15 protein-coding genes and 2 pseudogenes are annotated in these 17,225 nt (G+C 70.2%); 10 read left to right on the forward strand and 7 right to left on the reverse strand.

Features of this window, described 5'->3' with window-relative positions:
• Window positions 1-54: 54 nt before the first annotated feature.
• Complete coding sequence (metE, locus tag J7E87_RS05310; protein ID WP_215090395.1) at window positions 55-2,373, forward strand: 5-methyltetrahydropteroyltriglutamate--homocysteine S-methyltransferase; 2,319 nt, start codon at window positions 55-57, stop codon at window positions 2,371-2,373.
• A 213-nt stretch (window positions 2,374-2,586) separates the two neighbouring features.
• Here metE and meaB read toward each other — a convergent pair whose 3' ends face one another.
• Genes meaB through mutA form a run of 3 tightly spaced genes read right to left on the reverse strand, consistent with a single transcriptional unit; the run spans window position 2,587 to window position 7,668 of the window.
• Window positions 2,587-3,573, reverse strand: a complete 987-nt coding sequence (gene meaB / locus J7E87_RS05315; protein WP_215090397.1) for a methylmalonyl Co-A mutase-associated GTPase MeaB — start codon at window positions 3,571-3,573, stop codon at window positions 2,587-2,589.
• Window positions 3,574-3,586: 13 nt separating this feature from the next.
• Window positions 3,587-5,788, reverse strand: a complete 2,202-nt coding sequence (scpA, locus tag J7E87_RS05320) for a methylmalonyl-CoA mutase (RefSeq protein ID WP_215090399.1) — start codon at window positions 5,786-5,788, stop codon at window positions 3,587-3,589.
• Window positions 5,788-7,668 (reverse strand): methylmalonyl-CoA mutase small subunit, encoded by a 1,881-nt coding sequence (gene mutA, locus J7E87_RS05325; RefSeq protein ID WP_215090400.1) that lies wholly within the window; start codon window positions 7,666-7,668, stop codon window positions 5,788-5,790. Before mutA ends, scpA begins: the two co-directional genes overlap by 1 nt.
• A gap of 412 nt (window positions 7,669-8,080) precedes the next feature.
• On the opposite strand from mutA, the gene J7E87_RS05330 reads away from it, so the two are divergent.
• Window positions 8,081-8,446, forward strand: coding sequence for a VOC family protein (locus tag J7E87_RS05330; protein ID WP_215090402.1), 366 nt, complete (start codon window positions 8,081-8,083; stop codon window positions 8,444-8,446).
• Between the two features lie 112 nt (window positions 8,447-8,558).
• Here the strand turns inward: J7E87_RS05330 and J7E87_RS05335 are convergent, their stop codons facing one another.
• Complete coding sequence (locus J7E87_RS05335; RefSeq protein WP_215090403.1) at window positions 8,559-8,900, reverse strand: nuclear transport factor 2 family protein; 342 nt, start codon at window positions 8,898-8,900, stop codon at window positions 8,559-8,561.
• A gap of 108 nt (window positions 8,901-9,008) precedes the next feature.
• Between J7E87_RS05335 and J7E87_RS05340 the strand changes: the two genes are divergently transcribed.
• The 4 genes from J7E87_RS05340 to J7E87_RS05355 all read left to right on the forward strand — a co-directional run bounded on the left by J7E87_RS05340 (window position 9,009) and on the right by J7E87_RS05355 (window position 10,612).
• Entirely contained in the window at window positions 9,009-9,650 is a 642-nt protein-coding gene (locus J7E87_RS05340) for a DUF6629 family protein (RefSeq protein WP_215090405.1), read from the forward strand.
• A 229-nt stretch (window positions 9,651-9,879) separates the two neighbouring features.
• On the forward strand, window positions 9,880-10,038 hold the full coding sequence (locus J7E87_RS05345; RefSeq protein WP_215090407.1) for a hypothetical protein: 159 nt from the start codon (window positions 9,880-9,882) through the stop codon (window positions 10,036-10,038).
• Between the two features lie 76 nt (window positions 10,039-10,114).
• Window positions 10,115-10,360: a WhiB family transcriptional regulator gene (locus J7E87_RS05350; protein ID WP_215090487.1), complete on the forward strand. Its 246-nt coding sequence runs from the start codon at window positions 10,115-10,117 to the stop codon at window positions 10,358-10,360.
• Window positions 10,361-10,438: 78 nt separating this feature from the next.
• Window positions 10,439-10,612: a CsbD family protein gene (locus J7E87_RS05355; RefSeq protein ID WP_215090409.1), complete on the forward strand. Its 174-nt coding sequence runs from the start codon at window positions 10,439-10,441 to the stop codon at window positions 10,610-10,612.
• Between the two features lie 199 nt (window positions 10,613-10,811).
• Here the strand turns inward: J7E87_RS05355 and J7E87_RS34835 are convergent, their stop codons facing one another.
• Entirely contained in the window at window positions 10,812-10,988 is a 177-nt protein-coding gene (locus tag J7E87_RS34835) for an Lrp/AsnC ligand binding domain-containing protein (protein WP_308312860.1), read from the reverse strand.
• Between the two features lie 2 nt (window positions 10,989-10,990).
• Between J7E87_RS34835 and J7E87_RS35830 the strand changes: the two are divergent.
• A pseudogene (locus J7E87_RS35830) lies at window positions 10,991-11,089 on the forward strand (DUF2000 domain-containing protein); the annotation flags it as partial.
• A 35-nt stretch (window positions 11,090-11,124) separates the two neighbouring features.
• Here the strand turns inward: J7E87_RS35830 and J7E87_RS05370 are convergent.
• Complete coding sequence (locus J7E87_RS05370) at window positions 11,125-12,096, reverse strand: NADP-dependent oxidoreductase (protein ID WP_215090411.1); 972 nt, start codon at window positions 12,094-12,096, stop codon at window positions 11,125-11,127.
• 158 nt (window positions 12,097-12,254) lie between these two features.
• On the opposite strand from J7E87_RS05370, the gene J7E87_RS05375 reads away from it, so the two are divergent.
• Window positions 12,255-12,641 carry a helix-turn-helix domain-containing protein gene (locus tag J7E87_RS05375; protein ID WP_215090413.1) on the forward strand — a complete coding sequence of 129 codons (387 nt, stop codon included), beginning with the start codon at window positions 12,255-12,257 and terminating at the stop codon, window positions 12,639-12,641.
• A gap of 261 nt (window positions 12,642-12,902) precedes the next feature.
• Here the strand turns inward: J7E87_RS05375 and J7E87_RS05380 are convergent.
• A pseudogene (locus J7E87_RS05380) lies at window positions 12,903-13,352 on the reverse strand (GDSL-type esterase/lipase family protein); the annotation flags it as partial.
• Window positions 13,353-13,695: 343 nt separating this feature from the next.
• Between J7E87_RS05380 and J7E87_RS05385 the strand changes: the two are divergent.
• Together J7E87_RS05385 and J7E87_RS05390 are read left to right on the forward strand one after the other, a co-directional pair.
• Window positions 13,696-15,684: a hypothetical protein gene (locus tag J7E87_RS05385; protein ID WP_215090415.1), complete on the forward strand. Its 1,989-nt coding sequence runs from the start codon at window positions 13,696-13,698 to the stop codon at window positions 15,682-15,684.
• Window positions 15,681-17,222: a hypothetical protein gene (locus tag J7E87_RS05390; RefSeq protein ID WP_215090417.1), complete on the forward strand. Its 1,542-nt coding sequence runs from the start codon at window positions 15,681-15,683 to the stop codon at window positions 17,220-17,222. Before J7E87_RS05385 ends, J7E87_RS05390 begins: the two co-directional genes overlap by 4 nt.
• Window positions 17,223-17,225 lie beyond the last annotated feature (3 nt).

Raw genomic sequence — 17,225 nt, forward strand, 5'->3', positions numbered from 1 at the left:
CGTTCCACGATCCGCTCCGGGGTCGCTCGACGAGTACTCGCGAAGGAGAGTTCCGTGACCAGCACAACCTCAGCCGCCGGAGCCAGGGCCACTGTCTACGGCTATCCGCGTCAGGGCCCGGATCGGGAACTGAAGAAGGCCGTCGAGGGCTACTGGAAGGGCAGCGTCGGAGCCGAAGCCCTCCGGGACACAGCCGCCCAACTGCGGCGCGCCAACTGGCAGCAGCTCGCCGACACCGGCATCCATGAAGTGCCCACCGGAGACTTCTCGTACTACGACCATGTCCTGGACACCAGCGTCATGGTCGGCGCCATTCCCCCGCGCCACCGTGGGGCCGTCGAGGCCGACACGCTCGAAGGCTACTTCGCCATGGCCCGCGGGACCCAGGACGCCGCGCCCCTGGAAATGACCAAGTGGTTCGACACCAACTACCACTATCTCGTCCCCGAACTCGGCCCCGACACCGCCTTCACCGCCGACTCCGCCAAGCAGGTCACCGAGCTGAAGGAGGCCCTTGCCCTCGGGCACACCGCCCGTCCGGTGCTCGTCGGGCCGGTCACCTATCTGCTGCTCGCCAAGCCCGCGCCGGCCGTCCTCGGCGACTTCGAACCGCTCACCCTCCTGGACCGGCTGCTCGGGGTGTACGCCGAGGTGCTCGCCGATCTGCGGGCCGCGGGCGCGCAGTGGGTGCAACTCGACGAACCGGCCCTGGTCCAGGACCAGCCGCGGGCCGTGCTGAACGCCGCGGCCCGCGCCTACCGGGAGCTTGGCAGTCTGACGGACCGGCCCCAACTCCTCGTCGCCTCCTACTTCGACCGGATGGGCGACGCCCTGCCGGTGCTGGCCAAAGCGCCGATCGACGGACTCGCCCTCGACTTCACCGGGCGTGCCGCCGCCAACCTCGGCGACCTCGCCGCCGTCGGCGGCCTGCCCGGCAAGAGGCTCGTGGCCGGAGTCGTCGACGGCCGCAACGTATGGATCAACGACCTCGGGAAGTCGACTGCCACACTCGCCACCCTGCTGGGGTTCGCCGACCGGGTGGATGTGGCGGCGTCCTGCTCCCTGCTGCATGTGCCCCTCGACGCGGCCGCGGAACGGGACGTGGACACGCAGGTCGCGCGCTGGCTGGCTTTTGCCCGCCAGAAGACGGCCGAGGTGGTCACCCTGGCCCGCGGACTGACGGAAGGCGCAGGCAGCATCGCCGCCCAACTCGCCGCCAACCGGGCCGACCTGCAGTCCCGCGCCACCTCCGCGCTCACCCACGACCCGGCCGTACGGGCCCGCTGCGCGGCAGTCACCGAGGCCGATGCCCAGCGCAGTCTTCCGTACACAGAGCGCGCAGCCGCTCAGCGCTCGCGCCTCGGCCTGCCCCTGCTTCCCACGACCACGATCGGCTCGTTCCCGCAGACCACCGAGTTGCGCACCGCGCGGGCCGACCTGAGGTCCGGGCGCATCGACACCGAGGGATACGAGAAGCGGATCGAGGCCGAGATCCGCGAGGTCATCTCCTTCCAGGAGAAGACCGGCATCGACGTCCTCGTACACGGCGAGCCCGAACGCAACGACATGGTCCAGTACTTCGCCGAGCAGCTCATCGGCTACCTCGCCACCCGGCACGGCTGGGTCCAGTCGTACGGCACCCGCTATGTCCGGCCGCCGATCCTGGCCGGCGACATCTCCCGGCCCGACCCGATGACCGTCCGCTGGACCCGGTACGCCCAGTCGCTGACCGGTCGCCCCGTCAAGGGCATGCTCACCGGGCCCGTCACCATGCTCGCCTGGTCCTTCGTCCGCGACGACCAGCCGCTCGCCGACACCGCACGGCAGGTCGCCCTCGCCCTGCGCGATGAGGTGAACGACCTGGAGGCCGCGGGCTCCTCGGTCATCCAGGTCGACGAACCGGCGCTGCGGGAGACGCTGCCGCTGCGGAAAGCCGGCCACGAGGCGTATCTGGCGTGGGCAACACAGGCGTTCCGGCTCACCACCGGCGGTGTCCGTCCCGACACCCAGATCCATACGCACATGTGCTACGCGGAGTTCGGCGACATCCTGCAGGCCATCGACGACCTCGATGCGGATGTCATCAGCCTGGAGGCCGCCCGCTCCCATATGCAGGTCGCCGACGAACTCGCCACCGCCGGATATCCGCGCGAGGTGGGACCCGGTGTATACGACATCCACTCGCCGCGAGTGCCCAGCACCGAGGAGGCAACCATGCTGTTGCGCAAGGGACTTGACGCGATTCCCGCCGAGCGGCTGTGGGTCAACCCCGACTGCGGTCTGAAGACCCGCGGCTGGCCCGAGGTGCGTACGTCACTGGAGCATCTGGTGGCCGCGGCCCGTGAGGTCAGGGCCGGGCTGCCCGGCGAGTAACTGCGGGCAAGCCCCAGACGCCCGTACGGCCTTCGGCCGTGTCCTCAATCGCCGGACGGGCTGAATTTCAGCCCCTCCGGCGTCAGAGGAGTGGGGGTCCCCCCACGCCCGCCAGGGCGTTGGGGGTGGGGGCACCTCCCATGCCCGAAGGGCTATGGGGGAGGGTCCGGGGCGGAGCCCCCGGTTGCGGGATTCGCGCCCGCCCCGGACCCGCTACCGCCGCTGGAACGCGTCCAGGATCCGTTCGGCGGCGAGCGTCGCCGTCAACTCCCCGTCTCGCACCTGCTGTTCGAGACCGGGCGCCAGTGCCCGTACCTCGGGATGGCCGCGCAGCCGGTCCCGCAACTCGTCGTGGACCATCGCCCACGTCCAGTCGATCTGCTGGTCACGGCGCTTGGCGGCGAGCCGGCCCGTCGAGTCGAGGAGCGCGCGGTGCTGTTCGAGCCGCTCCCAGAGGGTGTCGAGGCCGGTCCCCTCACGGGCACTGCAGGACAGCACCGGGGGCGTCCACGCCGCGTCGGCGGGGTGCATCAGCCGCAGCGCACCGGCCAGTTCACGGGCCGCCGAGCGGGCGTCGCGCTCGTGCGGGCCGTCCGCCTTGTTGACCGAGATGACGTCGGCCAGCTCCAGCACCCCCTTCTTGATGCCCTGGAGCTGGTCGCCGGTGCGGGCGAGGGTGAGCAGCAGGAAGGAGTCCACCATGCCCGCCACGGTGGTCTCCGACTGGCCGACGCCGACCGTCTCCACGAGCACCACGTCGTAGCCGGCGGCCTCCATCACGATGATGGTCTCGCGGGTCGCCTTGGCCACTCCGCCGAGCGTGCCCGAGGTGGGGGACGGCCGCACGAACGCCGCGGGGTCCACCGCGAGCCGCTCCATCCGGGTCTTGTCACCGAGGATGGAGCCGCCCGTACGGGTGGAGGACGGATCGACGGCGAGGACCGCGACCCGGTGGCCGAGGCCGGTGAGCATGGTGCCGAGAGCGTCGATGAAGGTGGACTTGCCGACGCCTGGGACACCACTGATACCCACCCGCCGCGCCCTACCGGAGTACGGCAGCAGCTCGGTCAGCAGCCGCTGGGCCAGCACCCGGTGATCGGCGCGGGTGGACTCGACGAGCGTGATGGCGCGAGCGATGTACGCCCGCGACCCCTCACGCACGCCCTTGACATAGCTGTCGATGTCGAGCGTGGGACGCATCCGGGGCACGGTCCTACAACTCGTGGCCGAGCGAGGCGCCCAGCGTCTTCACCAGATCCCGCGCGGCATCCGGGATCACCGTGCCGGGCGGGAAGACCGCGGCGGCTCCGGCCTCGTGCAGCGTCTGGACGTCCTGGGGCGGAATCACCCCGCCCACCACGATCATGATGTCTTCCCGTCCCTCGGCGGCCAGTTGCTCCCTGAGCGCCGGTACGAGAGTGAGATGCCCGGCGGCCAGCGAGGAGACGCCGACGATATGGACGTCCGCCTCGACCGCCTGGCGGGCCACCTCTTCCGGCGTCTGGAACAGCGGGCCGACGTCCACGTCGAAGCCCAGGTCGGCGAAGGCCGTGGCGATCACCTTCTGGCCGCGGTCATGGCCGTCCTGGCCCATCTTGGCGACCAGGATGCGCGGGCGGCGGCCCTCGGCCTCCTCGAACTCCTCGACCAAGGTGCGGGTCTGCTCCACCGCGGGTGACGTCCCTGCCTCGCTCCTGTACACACCGGAGATCGTACGGATCTGCCCCGAGTGCCGCCCGTACACCTTCTCCAGGGCGTCGGAGATCTCACCGACGGTCGCCATCGCACGAGCCGCGTCGACGGCGAGTGACAGCAGATTGCCCTCGAGACCAGGGCCGGGGCCCGACTCGGCTGCCGCGGTGAGCGCGCGCAGAGCGTCCTGGCAGGCGTTCTCGTCGCGCTCGGCCCGCAGCCGCCGCAGCTTCTCGACCTGCTGGGTGCGCACGGACGAGTTGTCGACCTTGAGCACATCGATCTGCTCGTCGGTCTCGACGCGGTACTTGTTCACGCCGATGACGGGCTGGCGCCCCGAGTCGATACGCGCCTGGGTGCGGGCGGCGGCCTCCTCGATGCGCAGCTTGGGGATGCCGGCGTCGATGGCCTTCGCCATGCCGCCCGCGGCCTCGACCTCCTCGATGTGCTGCCAGGCGCGCCGGGCGAGGTCGTGGGTGAGCTTCTCGACGTAGGCACTGCCGCCCCAGGGGTCGATGACCCGGCAGGTCCCCGACTCCTGCTGGAGCAGCAGCTGGGTGTTGCGGGCGATGCGCGCCGAGAAGTCGGTCGGCAGGGCCAGCGCCTCGTCCAGGGCGTTGGTGTGCAGCGACTGGGTGTGCCCCTGGGTGGCGGCCATCGCTTCCACACAGGTGCGGGTGACGTTGTTGAACACGTCCTGCGCCGTCAGCGACCAGCCCGAGGTCTGGCAATGGGTGCGCAGCGAGAGCGACTTGGGGTTCTGCGGATCGAACTTCTTCACCAGCTTCGCCCACAGCAGGCGCGCGGCGCGCAGCTTGGCGATCTCCATGAAGAAGTTCATGCCGATCGCCCAGAAGAACGACAGCCGCGGCGCGAAGGCGTCCACGTCCATTCCCGCGCCGATGCCCGCCCGCAGATACTCCATTCCGTCGGCGAGCGTGTACGCCAGTTCCAGATCGGCCGTCGCTCCGGCCTCCTGGATGTGATAGCCGGAGATGGAGATGGAGTTGTAGCGGGGCATCTTCTGCGAGGTGTAGGAGAAGATGTCCGAGATGATCCGCATCGAGGGCCGGGGCGGATAGATATAGGTGTTGCGGACCATGAACTCCTTGAGGATGTCGTTCTGGATGGTCCCGGCCAGCTTCTCGGGCGGTACGCCCTGCTCCTCGGCGGCCACGATGTACAGCGCCAGCACCGGCAGCACGGCGCCGTTCATCGTCATCGACACACTCATCTTGTCCAGCGGAATGCCGTCGAAGAGCTGCCGCATGTCGTAGATCGAGTCGATGGCCACACCGGCCATGCCGACATCGCCCGTCACCCGCGGATGGTCACTGTCGTAGCCGCGGTGGGTCGGCAGATCGAAGGCGACCGACAGACCCTTCTGCCCGGCGGCCAGGTTGCGCCGGTAGAAGGCGTTGGACTCCTCGGCCGTGGAGAACCCGGCGTACTGCCGGATCGTCCAGGGCTGGTTGACGTACATCGTCGGGTACGGGCCGCGCAGATACGGCGCGATGCCCGGATACGTGCCGAGGAAGTCGAGGCCCGTCAGATCCTGCCCGGTGTACAGCGGCTTGACGGGAATGCCCTCGGGCGTGTCCCACACCAGATCGCCGTCGTCCTTGCCGGTGCTCTCTTTGACGGCCGTACGCCACTGGTCCTCGAAGACCCCCGACGCGTTGCCGGGCCCGAGCTCGATTCCTGAGAAGTCCGGGATCCGCATCACGCCACTCCGATCCGGTCGAGGGCGGAGGTGAGGGCGGCGACCGCGTCGCCGCCCGCGACGACGAACTCGTCGACTCCGGCCCGTACATACGTCTCACGCTGCTCGCCGGGACGACCCGCGAGGAACACCCGCAGTGCGCCGGCCGCCTTGAGCGCCTCGGCCACCGGCGCGGCCTGCTCGGCGTAGAGGGCGTCGCTGGAGCAGACGCACGCCACGCTCGCGCCACTGGCGGTGAATGCCCCGGCGACCGAGGCCGCGTCGACGGTGACAGGGTTGTGGACCGCCTCGATGCCGCCCGCCTGGAAGAGGTTGGCGGCGAAGGAGACGCGTGCGGTGTGCGCGGCCGCCGGGCCGAGCGCCGCGAGAAAGACGCGCGGCCGGGCGCCCGTCGTGACCAGATGCGCGTCCGAGCGGGCCCGCAGAACCTCAAAGGCCTCGTCGCGGCGCACCGTCGGCAGCCCGCCACCGGGCGCGGCGGGCGCGGGGTCGCGCTCGACGGGAGCCTGGGCGAGCAGCGGGAACTCGCTGACCCCGGTGATCGGTTCGCGACGCTTGGCCAGGTTTTTCCTGCGGCTGTCCCAGGTGGCGCCGAGCCGCTCGGAGATCAGACCGCCGCGCAGGGCGGCCTGCTGGCCCCCGGCGCGCTCGATCTCCTGGAACCAGGCCCAGGCCGCGTGCGCCAGCTCGTCGGTGAGCTGCTCCACGTACCAGGAGCCGCCCGCCGGGTCGATGACCCGGCCCACGTGTGACTCCTCGAGCAGGATCGTCGAGGTGTTGCGGGCGATGCGGCGGGCGAAGCCGTCCGGCAGGCCGAGGGCGTGGTCGAAGGGCAGCACGGTCACGGCGTCGGCACCGCCGACGCCCGCGGCGAGCGAGGCGACCGTGGTGCGCAGCATGTTCACCCACGGGTCGCGCCGCGTCATCATCACCGCGGAGGTCACCGCGTGCTGGCGCTGTGCTCCGGCGGCGGGATCCGCACCGCAGGCCTCGGCGACGCGGGCCCACACTCGTCGGGCGGCGCGCAGTTTCGCGATCGTCAGGAACTGGTCGGCGGTGGCCGCGTACCGGAACTCCAGTTGGCCGCACGCCTCTTCGATGCTCAGCCCGCCTTCGCCGAGTGCCCGCAGATAGGCGACCCCGGTAGCCAGCGAGCAGCCCACCTCCTGGGCCGCCGACCCGCCGGCCTCGTGGTACGGCAGCGCGTCCACGGTCAGTGCCCGCAGCCCCGGCCACTCGCGTGCGCACAGCGCCGCCGTCGCGACCGCGTCGCAGGAGTCGAGGGCCTTGCCGGTCCGGGCCTCGTAGCCCAGCGGATCGGCGCCGAGGTTTCCGCGTGCCGACTCCCGGGGCACGCCCTTGTCCTCATAGAGCCGCAGCAACTCCCGGGCGGCGGCGTCGAATTCGGCCCCGGCGTCGATAGCGACGGGCGCGAGGTCGAGGTATACGCCCTCCAGTGCCCGGGCGAGCCCGGAGACGGGAACCCCGGCCGCGCCGACAGACAGCCAGAGCGAGGTGACCCCGTTCTCCAGGTCCGCGAGCACGGCTTCGTTCGTACGCGCCGGATCCTGCCGGTCGTGGCGCTGGCGTACGTCCCAGCCGGAGACAGCGCCGCCTTCGGGCCTGCCGCCCCTGGTGAAGGGCGCGAAGCCCGGATACCCGGCGCTGTCGGCGCCGTTGCGTGCGGCGTCCGCGGTGTAGAGAGGACGGGTGGTGAGCCCGTCCTCGAGGGACGTGGACAGCAGATCGTCGGCCGCCGTGTCCGGGGCGTCCTTGCCTGCCTTGCGCAGCACGCCGGCCACCAGCCGCTGCCACTGTTCGTGGGTCGCATCCGGGAATTCGGCGGCCAGGGAAAACCCGTCATCGGGGAGGACCGTCATGCTCAGATGCTAGGTCAAGCCCACAAAGGTGCAGCAGAGGAAATGGCTGTGACCTTGCACTCTTCGGGCGGCTCTTGATCCTTACGGTGTGATGGCCTATTCGGTGCGACCGGTTCCCCACCGCGCGGGAGCGGCGGCGCGGCGGGCCGGGAACGCGCGGCGTCGTGCCGCCCCGACGATGGCCCAAGCCGGGCCGATCAGCGGGAGCGCGGTCCGGGGCAGGGCGCCCGCGCCGGTGCCTTCGAGGACGATTTGGCCGGTCAGGGATCCGGTGGCGATGCCGATGCAGACGGTGGCCTGCAGAGAGGTGGCCAGGTGTGACCGGCCGGGTGCAGCGGTGCGGGGGCGGGCCGTACCGTGGGATGGTCAGTCCTGGGTCAGGGGGCTCTCCGTACGGAAGGCGGAACCTGCGATGGCCGGTGAGATCTCCTTCTTCGAACTGGGCGTGGGCGACTTCGAAGCGGCCCGCACCTTCTACGGCGGCCTGTTCGGCTGGACCTTCGAGCCGGGCCCGACCGAGGGCGGCGGCTATGCGATCCAGGCGCCGAACGTCCCCGGCGGAGTGCACGGCGGCGACCCGGGCGCGAGCCCGTACCTCTTCTTCAAGGTCGACGAGATGCCGGCCGCGCTCGACCGGGTCCGTGAACTCGGCGGCACAGTCGACGACTTCGACATGGGCGACGACGAGGAGACGGTGGCCCGCTTCGGCCGCTTCAAGCTCTGTCACGACGACCAGGGCTCGCCCTTCGGCCTGCACGAGCCTCCGAAGCGCGGCTGACTCCGCTCCGGTCCGGCCGGCGACGGGCGGTCCGGCGGCAGCATCTCTGTGTGCTGATCGGCGGGGTGCTGTCGAGGATGGGCCACTCGGGTGAAGGCGTCGTGGGGAGCCCTCACGCCCCTGGGACGCGGCCGCCGAAGAAGACCTGCGTCTCGGTGATCCTGCCGTCCCTGACGGTGCTCAGTTCGACGTTGCGATAGCGCTCGCCGTTCTTCAGTTCGTACTCGTACGCGATGAGGACGCCGTCGCCCGAGGCAGGGACGGCCTCGATGATCTGCTGGGACCGGAGGCGGTCCGCCGTGGGGAAGCAGCGCTCGAAGAACGCCGCCCGGTCGATGTGGTCGTCCTGAGGACTGGTGAAGACGAAGTCCTCGGCGATCAACCGGTCGGCGGTCTCGCGGTCCTGCGCCATGCAACTCTCCAGGCAGGCGCGGACGACATCGACGTTCGCCATGGCTGTTTCCTTCCGGCCCGGGGGCAGGACCCATTCCGTTCACGGATCCGTAGGCCCTCCTGGGATATAGCTTGACCGACCCTCATCTCCCTGTCTTTGGATGACGCCATGTGCTGGAGTGCGACTGCCGACCTCGTGGCGGGCACGAGCATCTCCGCGATCGGCGTGGCATGCGTCGCCCAGGCGCACCGGGCCCGCGATCTGCCGCTCGCCTCGCTACCGCTGCTCCTCGGTGCCCACCAGATCATCGAGTCCCTCGTGTGGCGGTCGGGCGGCGGGCCGGGTCCGGCCACCGTGGCGTGGGCCGTGATCGCCCTGCCCCTGCTGCCGGTATGGGTGGCGTTCGGCGTCCTGCTCGCGGCGCCGCCGCGTGTCCGGCGCCGACTGGTCGTTCCGGCCGCCGCCGGGCTCGCCACCGCCGCCGTCCTTGCGTACTGCCTCGCCACCCGGACCGTGACGGCAGACATCCGCGGTCACACCCTTGGCTATGTCATGGATCTGCCGCGCTCCCCGCTGATCATCGCGGGCTATCTACTGGCCACCGTGGGCGCCCTGCTGCTCGCCGGCGATCCGGTGCTGCGGCTGCTCGGAGTCCTCGCCGGGGCGGGGGCGGTGGTCTGCGCGGTGCTGTGGCGGCTGGAGTTCGTCTCCACCTGGTGCGCGCTGGCCGCTGTGGCGTCGGTCGTCATACTCGGCTGGGTACGACAGCGGCCCGAGGACAGCGCCGGGCTCGTCGGGCGGCCCGCCTGAGGAGCCCCATCGCCACCGTCTGACCACGACGAGGCGTGCGGCCTTGGGGGCAGGCAGCTGGCGCAAGCGTCGCGAACTGCTCCCGCGGAGGCCGCCGGTCGCCGATTGCGTGCCGTGAACACTTCTTTGCCCGGCCCTCATCCCTCGATGTTCCCGGCCGGTTTGACAACTGCCGAACGGGTACCCGAAGCCGAACACAATCCGCGTACCGGACCGAGGAGGCATTCCCATGGAACCCGGCGGCAGTGCCGGCGTGCGCCTGGTGGTGGAGGACAAAACCAAGAAGGGCGGGATACGCACGTATATCCCGGCCCGTGAGCAACGGGGCGGCGGCGAAGGGCACGACGCCCCGGTACTGGAGTGCAATGTCGTCCGTGGCGAGGACTGAGCCCATGGCCCAGAGGACTGAGCCGATGGCCCCGGCCCCTACGGACCGAATTGAGCCCAACTCCGGCCGCGAGCCGATGGAATGGCTGCAGGAAGCCGCTTGCAGGGACGAGGACCCGGACCTGTTCTTCCCTGTCAGCACCACCGGTTCGGGAGCCGATCAGATCGACCGGGCCAAGCAGGTGTGCCGCCGCTGTCCGGTCGCCGACCAGTGCCTGGACCTGGCGCTGAGCACTGGGCAGCGAACCGGCGTGTGGGGCGGCACGGAGCCGTCGGAACGCCGCTTCCTGCGCCGTCGGCGGTCCCGGGCGAATGTCACCTGAAGTGCCCGATTGCGAACATTGGGTGACGGGCGCAATGTGGATGAGGCAGTCAAACCTCCACGAGGAAGGGACACCGTCATGAGTAAGAGCAAGGCCAAGGCCAAGCAGATGAAGGGCAAGCTCAAGGAGACCACGGGCAACGCCATGGACGACAAGCGCATGCAGGCCGAAGGCCGCGGCGAGCAGATGATGGGCAAGGCCCAGGAGACCGCGGAGAAGACCGGCGAGCGGATCCGGAAGTCCGGACGGTAGTCCGGCAGGCCACAAGAACCGCGCACGGGCCCCGTTCCTGTGCCGCCGTGCCGACAGTGTTGTCCGTACGGCTGCCAGGGCGAGGCCCGTGGGCCGCTCCGGAGCCGGCAACCGGCGCCGGTTCAACGGCCGCGGCGCGCCATGCCGCATCGCTCGTCGGTCGGCGCCGTGATGGACCGGGACTGCACCTGCTCGTAGATCATCGTCGACTGAACGTCCGCGACCGCGCGGCGTTCGGTGAGCGGTCGCGGACGAAGTCGTACAGCCCGTTGACGTCCGGGATCGCGACATGGACGAGGAAGTCGTACGGTCCCGACGTGACGAACAGGTCGATCCGCTCCGGGAGTTGGGCCGCCCACTCGCGGAAGCCCTCGATGAATCGAACGCCTCGCCGGCACGAACAGCGAGGACCTGACGTACCACGCGGTGAGCCTCGTCGGCCCGCGCAATCAAATGAGCGAGCTCGTCGGCAAGCTCTCCCTGCTGCGCCGAGTCGCCTCGCCTCGTTCGCCTCAGTCCGTCACGCGCAGCACGAGCTTGCCGCGGGTGCGGCCCTCTTCGCCGCGGCGGTGTGCCTCGCCGGCGTCCGCGAGCGGCAGCACGTCCTCGACCTCGACCTGCAACGCGCCCTTGTCGATCAGCGAGGCGATCCGGGCGAGCCCCGCGCCGTCCGGCTCCACCAGGTAGGCCTTCGCCCGCAGCCCGCGCGCGCGGGCCGCGTCCAGCAGTTCGGGGGAGACTCCCGAAGGCACGGCGATGATCGTGCCGCCGGGGCGCAGGGTCTTCAGTGAGCGGGTGCTCGTCGCGTCGTGTCCGTCGCCGACCAGATCGAGGACGACGTCGACATCGCGCACCACGTCCTCGAAGCGGACCGCGGTGTAGTCGACCACTTCATCGGCGCCGAGCGAGCGCAGCCAGTCGTGCTTGGCTGCCCGCGCGGTGCCGATGACGTGCGCGCCGAGGTGCTTGGCGATCTGCACGGCGAAGTGCCCCACGCCGCCCGCCGCGGCGTGGATCAGCACCCGCTGTCCGGCCCCGACATGCGCGGCGTCGACGAGCGACTGCCAGGCGGTGAGCGCGGCAAGCGGCACCGCGGCGGCCCGGTCGTGATCGAGGGCGGCGGGCTTGCGGGCGAACTGCCGCGAGGGCGCGGTCACATACTCCGCGTACGCACCGGCCTGACGCGGGAACCACGGCATGCCGAACACCTCGTCGCCGACCTCGAGCGTGTGGACGCCGAAGCCGGCCTCCTCCACGACGCCGGACACGTCCCAGCCCAGGATGAACGGCGGCTCTCCCAGAGCGCCGGCCATGCCACCGCCCTCACGGGTCTTCCAGTCCACCGGGTTCACGCCGGCGGAACGCACCCGCACCAGTACCTCGGTGGGCAAGGGCTCGGGCCGCGGCACCTGGGCGAGGTGCAGCACTTCGGGGCCGCCAAAGGTGTCCTGGCTGATCGCGCGCATGGTCGGACGGCTGCTCATGTCGGGTCTCCTGCGGTGAATGCCGGGGTGCGGACGCACTGCCCGGCCGGTTGATCATCGACACCCGAGAAGCTACCTGTGGGGTAGTGGTAACCCGCAAGGGCCACTACTATCCAAAGGAAAGTATTGAGCTCGCAGCCGCGTAGGAGGCACCCTTCATGTCCGTTGCCTGTACGACGGGCCAGCACGCCGACCACGATGTGTTCGCGGCGCAGTGCCCATGCCGCGACGTACTCGACGTGCTGGCGAGTAAGTGGTCGGCGCTCGCCATCGGCGCTCTGGAGGAAGGTCCGCAGCGCTTCGGCGCGCTGCAGCGGCGGCTCAAGGGGGTGAGCCCCAAGGTGCTGACCAATACGCTGCGCCGGCTGGAGGCCCATGGCTTCGTCGACCGCACGGTTTACCCGGCCGTACCGCTGCATGTCGAGTACGAACTGACGAAGTTGGGGAGCGGTGTTGCGGAGCCGCTGGGTCAGCTGCGTGCCTGGGTGGAGGACAATCTCGACGGCATACGGTCCACCGGGGTGGAAGAACCCGCCAGCGGCTGAGGGTACGCAGGCGGATACGGGCGGGGCGCTCAGCCCGCTGCCGGCCGGACCCTGAGCCGGGCGATCGTGACTTCCAGCACCGCTCCAGGTGGGTGAGCCGACGGTCGACAGCATGATTGAGACGCCACCCTGAATGCCGGCGAGCAGTGCCGCCGCGGTCTCGTCGGCGTCCAGGCATGGGGAGATCTCCTCCAGCTGCTGCATCGACCGGATTCCGGCGGTGATGTGTTCCTGCCATTCCGGCAGCCGTCGCCCGCGAGATCATCCGGAAGGAGCCGGCCCGTCCGGCGTGAACCGCTCGCACTCCAGCGACGCCAGATCGACGGAGTCGGCCATCGCCTGCATGCCCTTGTGGTTGGGGTGCAGATGGTCACCGCCGTCGAAGGTCGGCAGCATCCGTTCGGTGTCGTAGGGACTCCTCAGCACCCGGTCGAAGTCGGCCACCCCGTCGAACTCGCCGCTTGTCCGGATGAAAGCGTTCACCTCGGGGCGGACGGCTTCTCCGGCCGGGTCCCACTCCCCCCAGCCCTTGAACGGCAGGACCGTGGCGCCGACGACGCACTTCCCCGCCGCATGCGCCCGGGCCGCGATCTCGCGGTAACCGGCGATCAGGCCGGCCGCCGTCACGCCGTCATGGGCCTTGATGTCGTTGAAGCCTTCGAAGAGGACGACGGTCCGCACTCCGGGCTGGGAGAGCACGTCTCGTTGCAGGTCACCGCGGCCGATGAAAGCCCGGTGCGGCGGGCGAGTTCGAGCCTGGTGACCGGGCCCTGGGACAGGAGCGTGGTGAACACCGAAGAGGCAGCCGGGGTGGCCACCGGGAACGTCTCAACGCGGTACGTCGACGGCATGGCGGGAAACGTAGGGGAGTTAATTTCCTGCGTCGATAAAAGAAACCGAACCCCTGACAAGTTTCACGGCCGCTGCCTGTCCGCAGTCATTGGGCCGGGCATCCTCAACACCCGCCCCGGCGGCCCCAGGTCGGGTAAATTCCCTCTGTGCACGGGCAGTTGATCTCAGTGACCTGCAGGGGACCAGGAGACGGGGGAGCGCCGTGGGCGGGAGACTGTACGGCCAGGAGGTGCTGCACGACGGCTTTGTGCCCCGGCTGGTCGGCCTGCATCAGAGCGACGGCTACCAGGTCCCGTTCGCGTATCCGAGGGGCGCGCCCCTCGTCCATCTCGTCGGCGGGTGCGGCAGCGGCAAGACCGCGCTGCTGAACGCGGTGCAGGATGCGTACAGCGAACGCGTCCCGCTGGCGCGGGTGGACCTCGCAGCGCCCGGATTCGGCGAGCCGGGCGTCGCCGAACTCAGCGGCGACGAGGTGCCGAACGCCTCGCACATCACGCATCTGCTGTATCTCCTCGCATACAAACTCGGCCTGGGCGTAGGGCATTTCGGCAAACCCATGGCCTTTCCGAGGCTTTCCCTCGGCCTGCTGGTGGTGACCGCCTGGCGGCCACTGAACAGCGACGAAGCTGATGTGCGACCCGCCGACCTGAGGCGCGCCGAAACTGATCTGCGGGACTTCATCGTCGCCGAGGACCCGGATCTGAAGCGCCGCCGCGAGAGCCTCGGCCAGTGGTTCGACGTCGTCTCCCAGAACCTGCCGCAGGTGCTGGAGGCCGTACCGGGCCTCGCGGGCATCGCCGGCATCGTCCTGGACACCGCCCGCATCCAGCTCCTCAAGGGCGAGCCGGACCGCGGCGCGCTGGCCTGGTGGGGCGGTCGGCTGCCCCCCTCCCAGGGATACCAAGGGGACTCGCTGCAGCGGCTGTTCCAGTTCGTACGAGGCTTCCGGCGGCTCGACGACCGGCGGCGCACCGCCGAGGAACATCTCGTCGCGGCCCTCCTCGACGACATCGACGGCAACTACGGCCGGCTGAGGCGGCTCAACAGGAAGCCACGGCCGCTGATGCTCCTCGACAACGCGCACACCGATGTCGGCCAGACCTTCGCCGGGCTGCTCGAATCCGGCTGTGCCCCGACCACGAAAGACGCCACCCGCCCCGTCGTGATCGCCACCTGGCTCGGCAAGGGCGAGCAGTACCCGCAGCTGAGGGAGGTCGCCGGGGGCGCCACACCCGCGAGCCGCCCGCTCGTGCTCGGTATCCCCGCCATCGAGCACGGACACATCGGCGAGATGCTCGGCGCAGTCGACTACCCCGAGCATCTGCCCCGGCTCGTCGCCCGCTACAGCGGAGGCCGCCCGGCCAGCGCCCGTACCCTCGCCGACGCCGCGATACGCCGCGTCCAGGAGACCGGCGCCACAGTCACCCGGGAGCTACTGGACGCGGCAGCCCCCGACCTCCTCGCCAAACTGCTGCCGCAGCCCGCGATGCGCGACCGCCTCGTGCTGCTGTCCGCCGCGGTCGACGAGGAAACCCGGCGCGGCCTGTGGACCTTCGCCCACCCCGAGGACCACTCCGAAGACCTCGTCGCCGCCCGCGTCCGCGAGGCCGACGACTACCGCACCCGCGCCTGCCTGGACGGCGACCGGGCCCTCGACCTGCTCCTGCGCCACCGCCTGGCGGCCACCACATCGCACGACAGATGGCGGGACACCCACCTGCGCCTGCGCTCACTGTGCGACCCGAGCGGCACCACGTATCTCCATCACACCCTCGCCCTCGGGCGGGTGGACGAAGTCGTGTGCGGGCTCCACCACCGATTCACCGCCACACCCGCACCGCAGTGGCTGGCCGCGCTCAACCACATCTGCTCCGCACCTCATCCGCGCGAGGACTACCGGCCGCCGGACGCCACCGGTCCGTTCTCTTGCACGGCCTGCGGCAGCGAAGGACCGGGACCGCACCACGACGCGGTGAACAGCCTGGTCCCCATCCTGTGGCGGTTGTCCGACCCGCTCACTCTCGCACCGCGCGAGGACGATCTGACCAGCGTGCGCATCGCGCTGGAGACGCTTTACGGCAACAAGACCGCCCACGCCGCCTACCGCGCTGCCTCCGCCGCGTGGCCCGCCCGCCTCAGGGCCGGCGTCCAGGCTCCCGACCTCCCGATCTCGGAAGGGTCCCCGTCATGACGTCCTTCATCAGGAGACTGCCCGGCGGCCCGCTCACCAAGGCGGCCGTCCTCTTCGTCGCCCTGGTGGTGCTAGTCGCCGCCGCGTGGACCGGTTACGCAACTTTCGGCCCAGACCCCTCCTGCGGGAAGGGCGTCGAGCGGCGCGGACCGGACGGCGAGCAGGAGTGCACCGGGGTGACCGACGGCAGCTACGCGTTCGCCCCGAACCTCAAAGAGGTCAGCGCCCGGATCAAGGCCGAGAACGATCAGGTCAAGGGCGAGTACGTATCCATCGCCGTCATGCTCCCGATGGCGCCCACCCAGGCCTTCGAGCAGCACAAGACGCTGCACGAGGTACAGGGCGCCTACCTCGCGCAGTACCGGGCCAACCACGAGTCCAACAGCAAGAAGCCGGCGATCCGGCTGCTACTCGCCAATCCCGGCCGCAACCACGCCCATTGGCGTCCCGTCGCCGAACAGCTCGGCTCCCTCTCCGGGAGCGGAAGCACGAATCTGCGTGCGGTGATCGGATTCGACGTCAGCACCACCAGCACCCAACAGGCCATCGCCTATCTGACGAACGAGCGGCACATCCCCGTCGTCGGCGGCCCCATCACCGCCGACGACTCCGGCAACAGCAAACAGAACCCCGACGCCTACCCGGGCCTCGCCCGCGTCGTGCCCACCACCAGCGACCAGGCCGCCGCGCTGTCCTACTTCAACAAGGACATCAAGCCCGAGAACACCCTGGTCGTCGAGGACATTCGCACCGGCGACAACTATGTCGACGCCCTCAAGCGCGCCTTCGCCGACCGGACCAAGGGCTCACCGCGCGCCCCCGAGCAGTACCGCGCGCCCGACGAATTCCATGACGAAGGCACCACGGCCAACGCCTTCGACCAGATGGTCGACACCATCTGCACCTCCTCCGCCAAGGTCATCTACTTCGCGGGACGGCCCGTGCAACTGCGGCAGTTCATCAACGAGCTCGGCAACCGCGGCTGCACCGAGAAGAAGTACACGGTCATTACCGGATCAGGAGCCTCCACCCTCTCCTCCGACAAGAGGCTCGACTGGGGCGCCTTCGGCAAGGGCGTGACCCTGCAGTACGCGGCCGTCGCCCACCCCAACGCCTGGAAGAACGCCAAGCCGAGCGCCACGGGCGGCTCCGCGGCGGCCTTTCGTACGCTCGAAATGCTCTCCGCCGACCCGGAGGTCGGCGACATCGGCCAGGTGGAGCTGACCGACTCGCGCACCATCACCTTCTACGACGCCGGCCTCACCGCGATCACCGCCATCCGGATGCGCGACGACGGCGACCCCGTCATCCCTCCGCTCGGCCGCATCAGCGACTCCTGGCTGCGGCTGCACGGCATGGGCAAGGTGGAGGGCGCGAGCGGCTGGATCTGCCTGGACAACTACGGAAACCCCTACAACAAAGCCGTCTCGGTCGTGGAACTGGCCCCGGACATCCCCGGACGCATCCGCTTCGTCGGCCTCGCCTGGCCGACCGGCAGGCCGACCCCGAAGGACTGCACGGCGCCACGCAGCGAGTGAATT

The sequence above is a fragment of the Streptomyces sp. ISL-1 genome, from assembly GCF_018614585.1.
GTDB classification, from domain to species: Bacteria; Actinomycetota; Actinomycetes; order Streptomycetales; family Streptomycetaceae; genus Streptomyces; species Streptomyces maoxianensis.

Coding starts and splice junctions, on each gene's coding strand:
- meaB (WP_215090397.1), bottom strand. CDS start 3,573: ATGCGTCCCACGCTCGACATCGACAGCTATGTCAAGGGCGTGCGTGAG.
- scpA (WP_215090399.1), bottom strand. CDS start 5,788: ATGCGGATCCCGGACTTCTCAGGAATCGAGCTCGGGCCCGGCAACGCG.
- mutA (WP_215090400.1), bottom strand. CDS start 7,668: ATGACGGTCCTCCCCGATGACGGGTTTTCCCTGGCCGCCGAATTCCCG.
- J7E87_RS05330 (WP_215090402.1), top strand. CDS start 8,081: ATGGCCGGTGAGATCTCCTTCTTCGAACTGGGCGTGGGCGACTTCGAA.
- J7E87_RS05335 (WP_215090403.1), bottom strand. CDS start 8,900: ATGGCGAACGTCGATGTCGTCCGCGCCTGCCTGGAGAGTTGCATGGCG.
- J7E87_RS05340 (WP_215090405.1), top strand. CDS start 9,009: ATGTGCTGGAGTGCGACTGCCGACCTCGTGGCGGGCACGAGCATCTCC.
- J7E87_RS05345 (WP_215090407.1), top strand. CDS start 9,880: ATGGAACCCGGCGGCAGTGCCGGCGTGCGCCTGGTGGTGGAGGACAAA.
- J7E87_RS05350 (WP_215090487.1), top strand. CDS start 10,115: ATGGAATGGCTGCAGGAAGCCGCTTGCAGGGACGAGGACCCGGACCTG.
- J7E87_RS05355 (WP_215090409.1), top strand. CDS start 10,439: ATGAGTAAGAGCAAGGCCAAGGCCAAGCAGATGAAGGGCAAGCTCAAG.
- J7E87_RS05370 (WP_215090411.1), bottom strand. CDS start 12,096: ATGAGCAGCCGTCCGACCATGCGCGCGATCAGCCAGGACACCTTTGGC.
- J7E87_RS05375 (WP_215090413.1), top strand. CDS start 12,255: ATGTCCGTTGCCTGTACGACGGGCCAGCACGCCGACCACGATGTGTTC.
- J7E87_RS05390 (WP_215090417.1), top strand. CDS start 15,681: ATGACGTCCTTCATCAGGAGACTGCCCGGCGGCCCGCTCACCAAGGCG.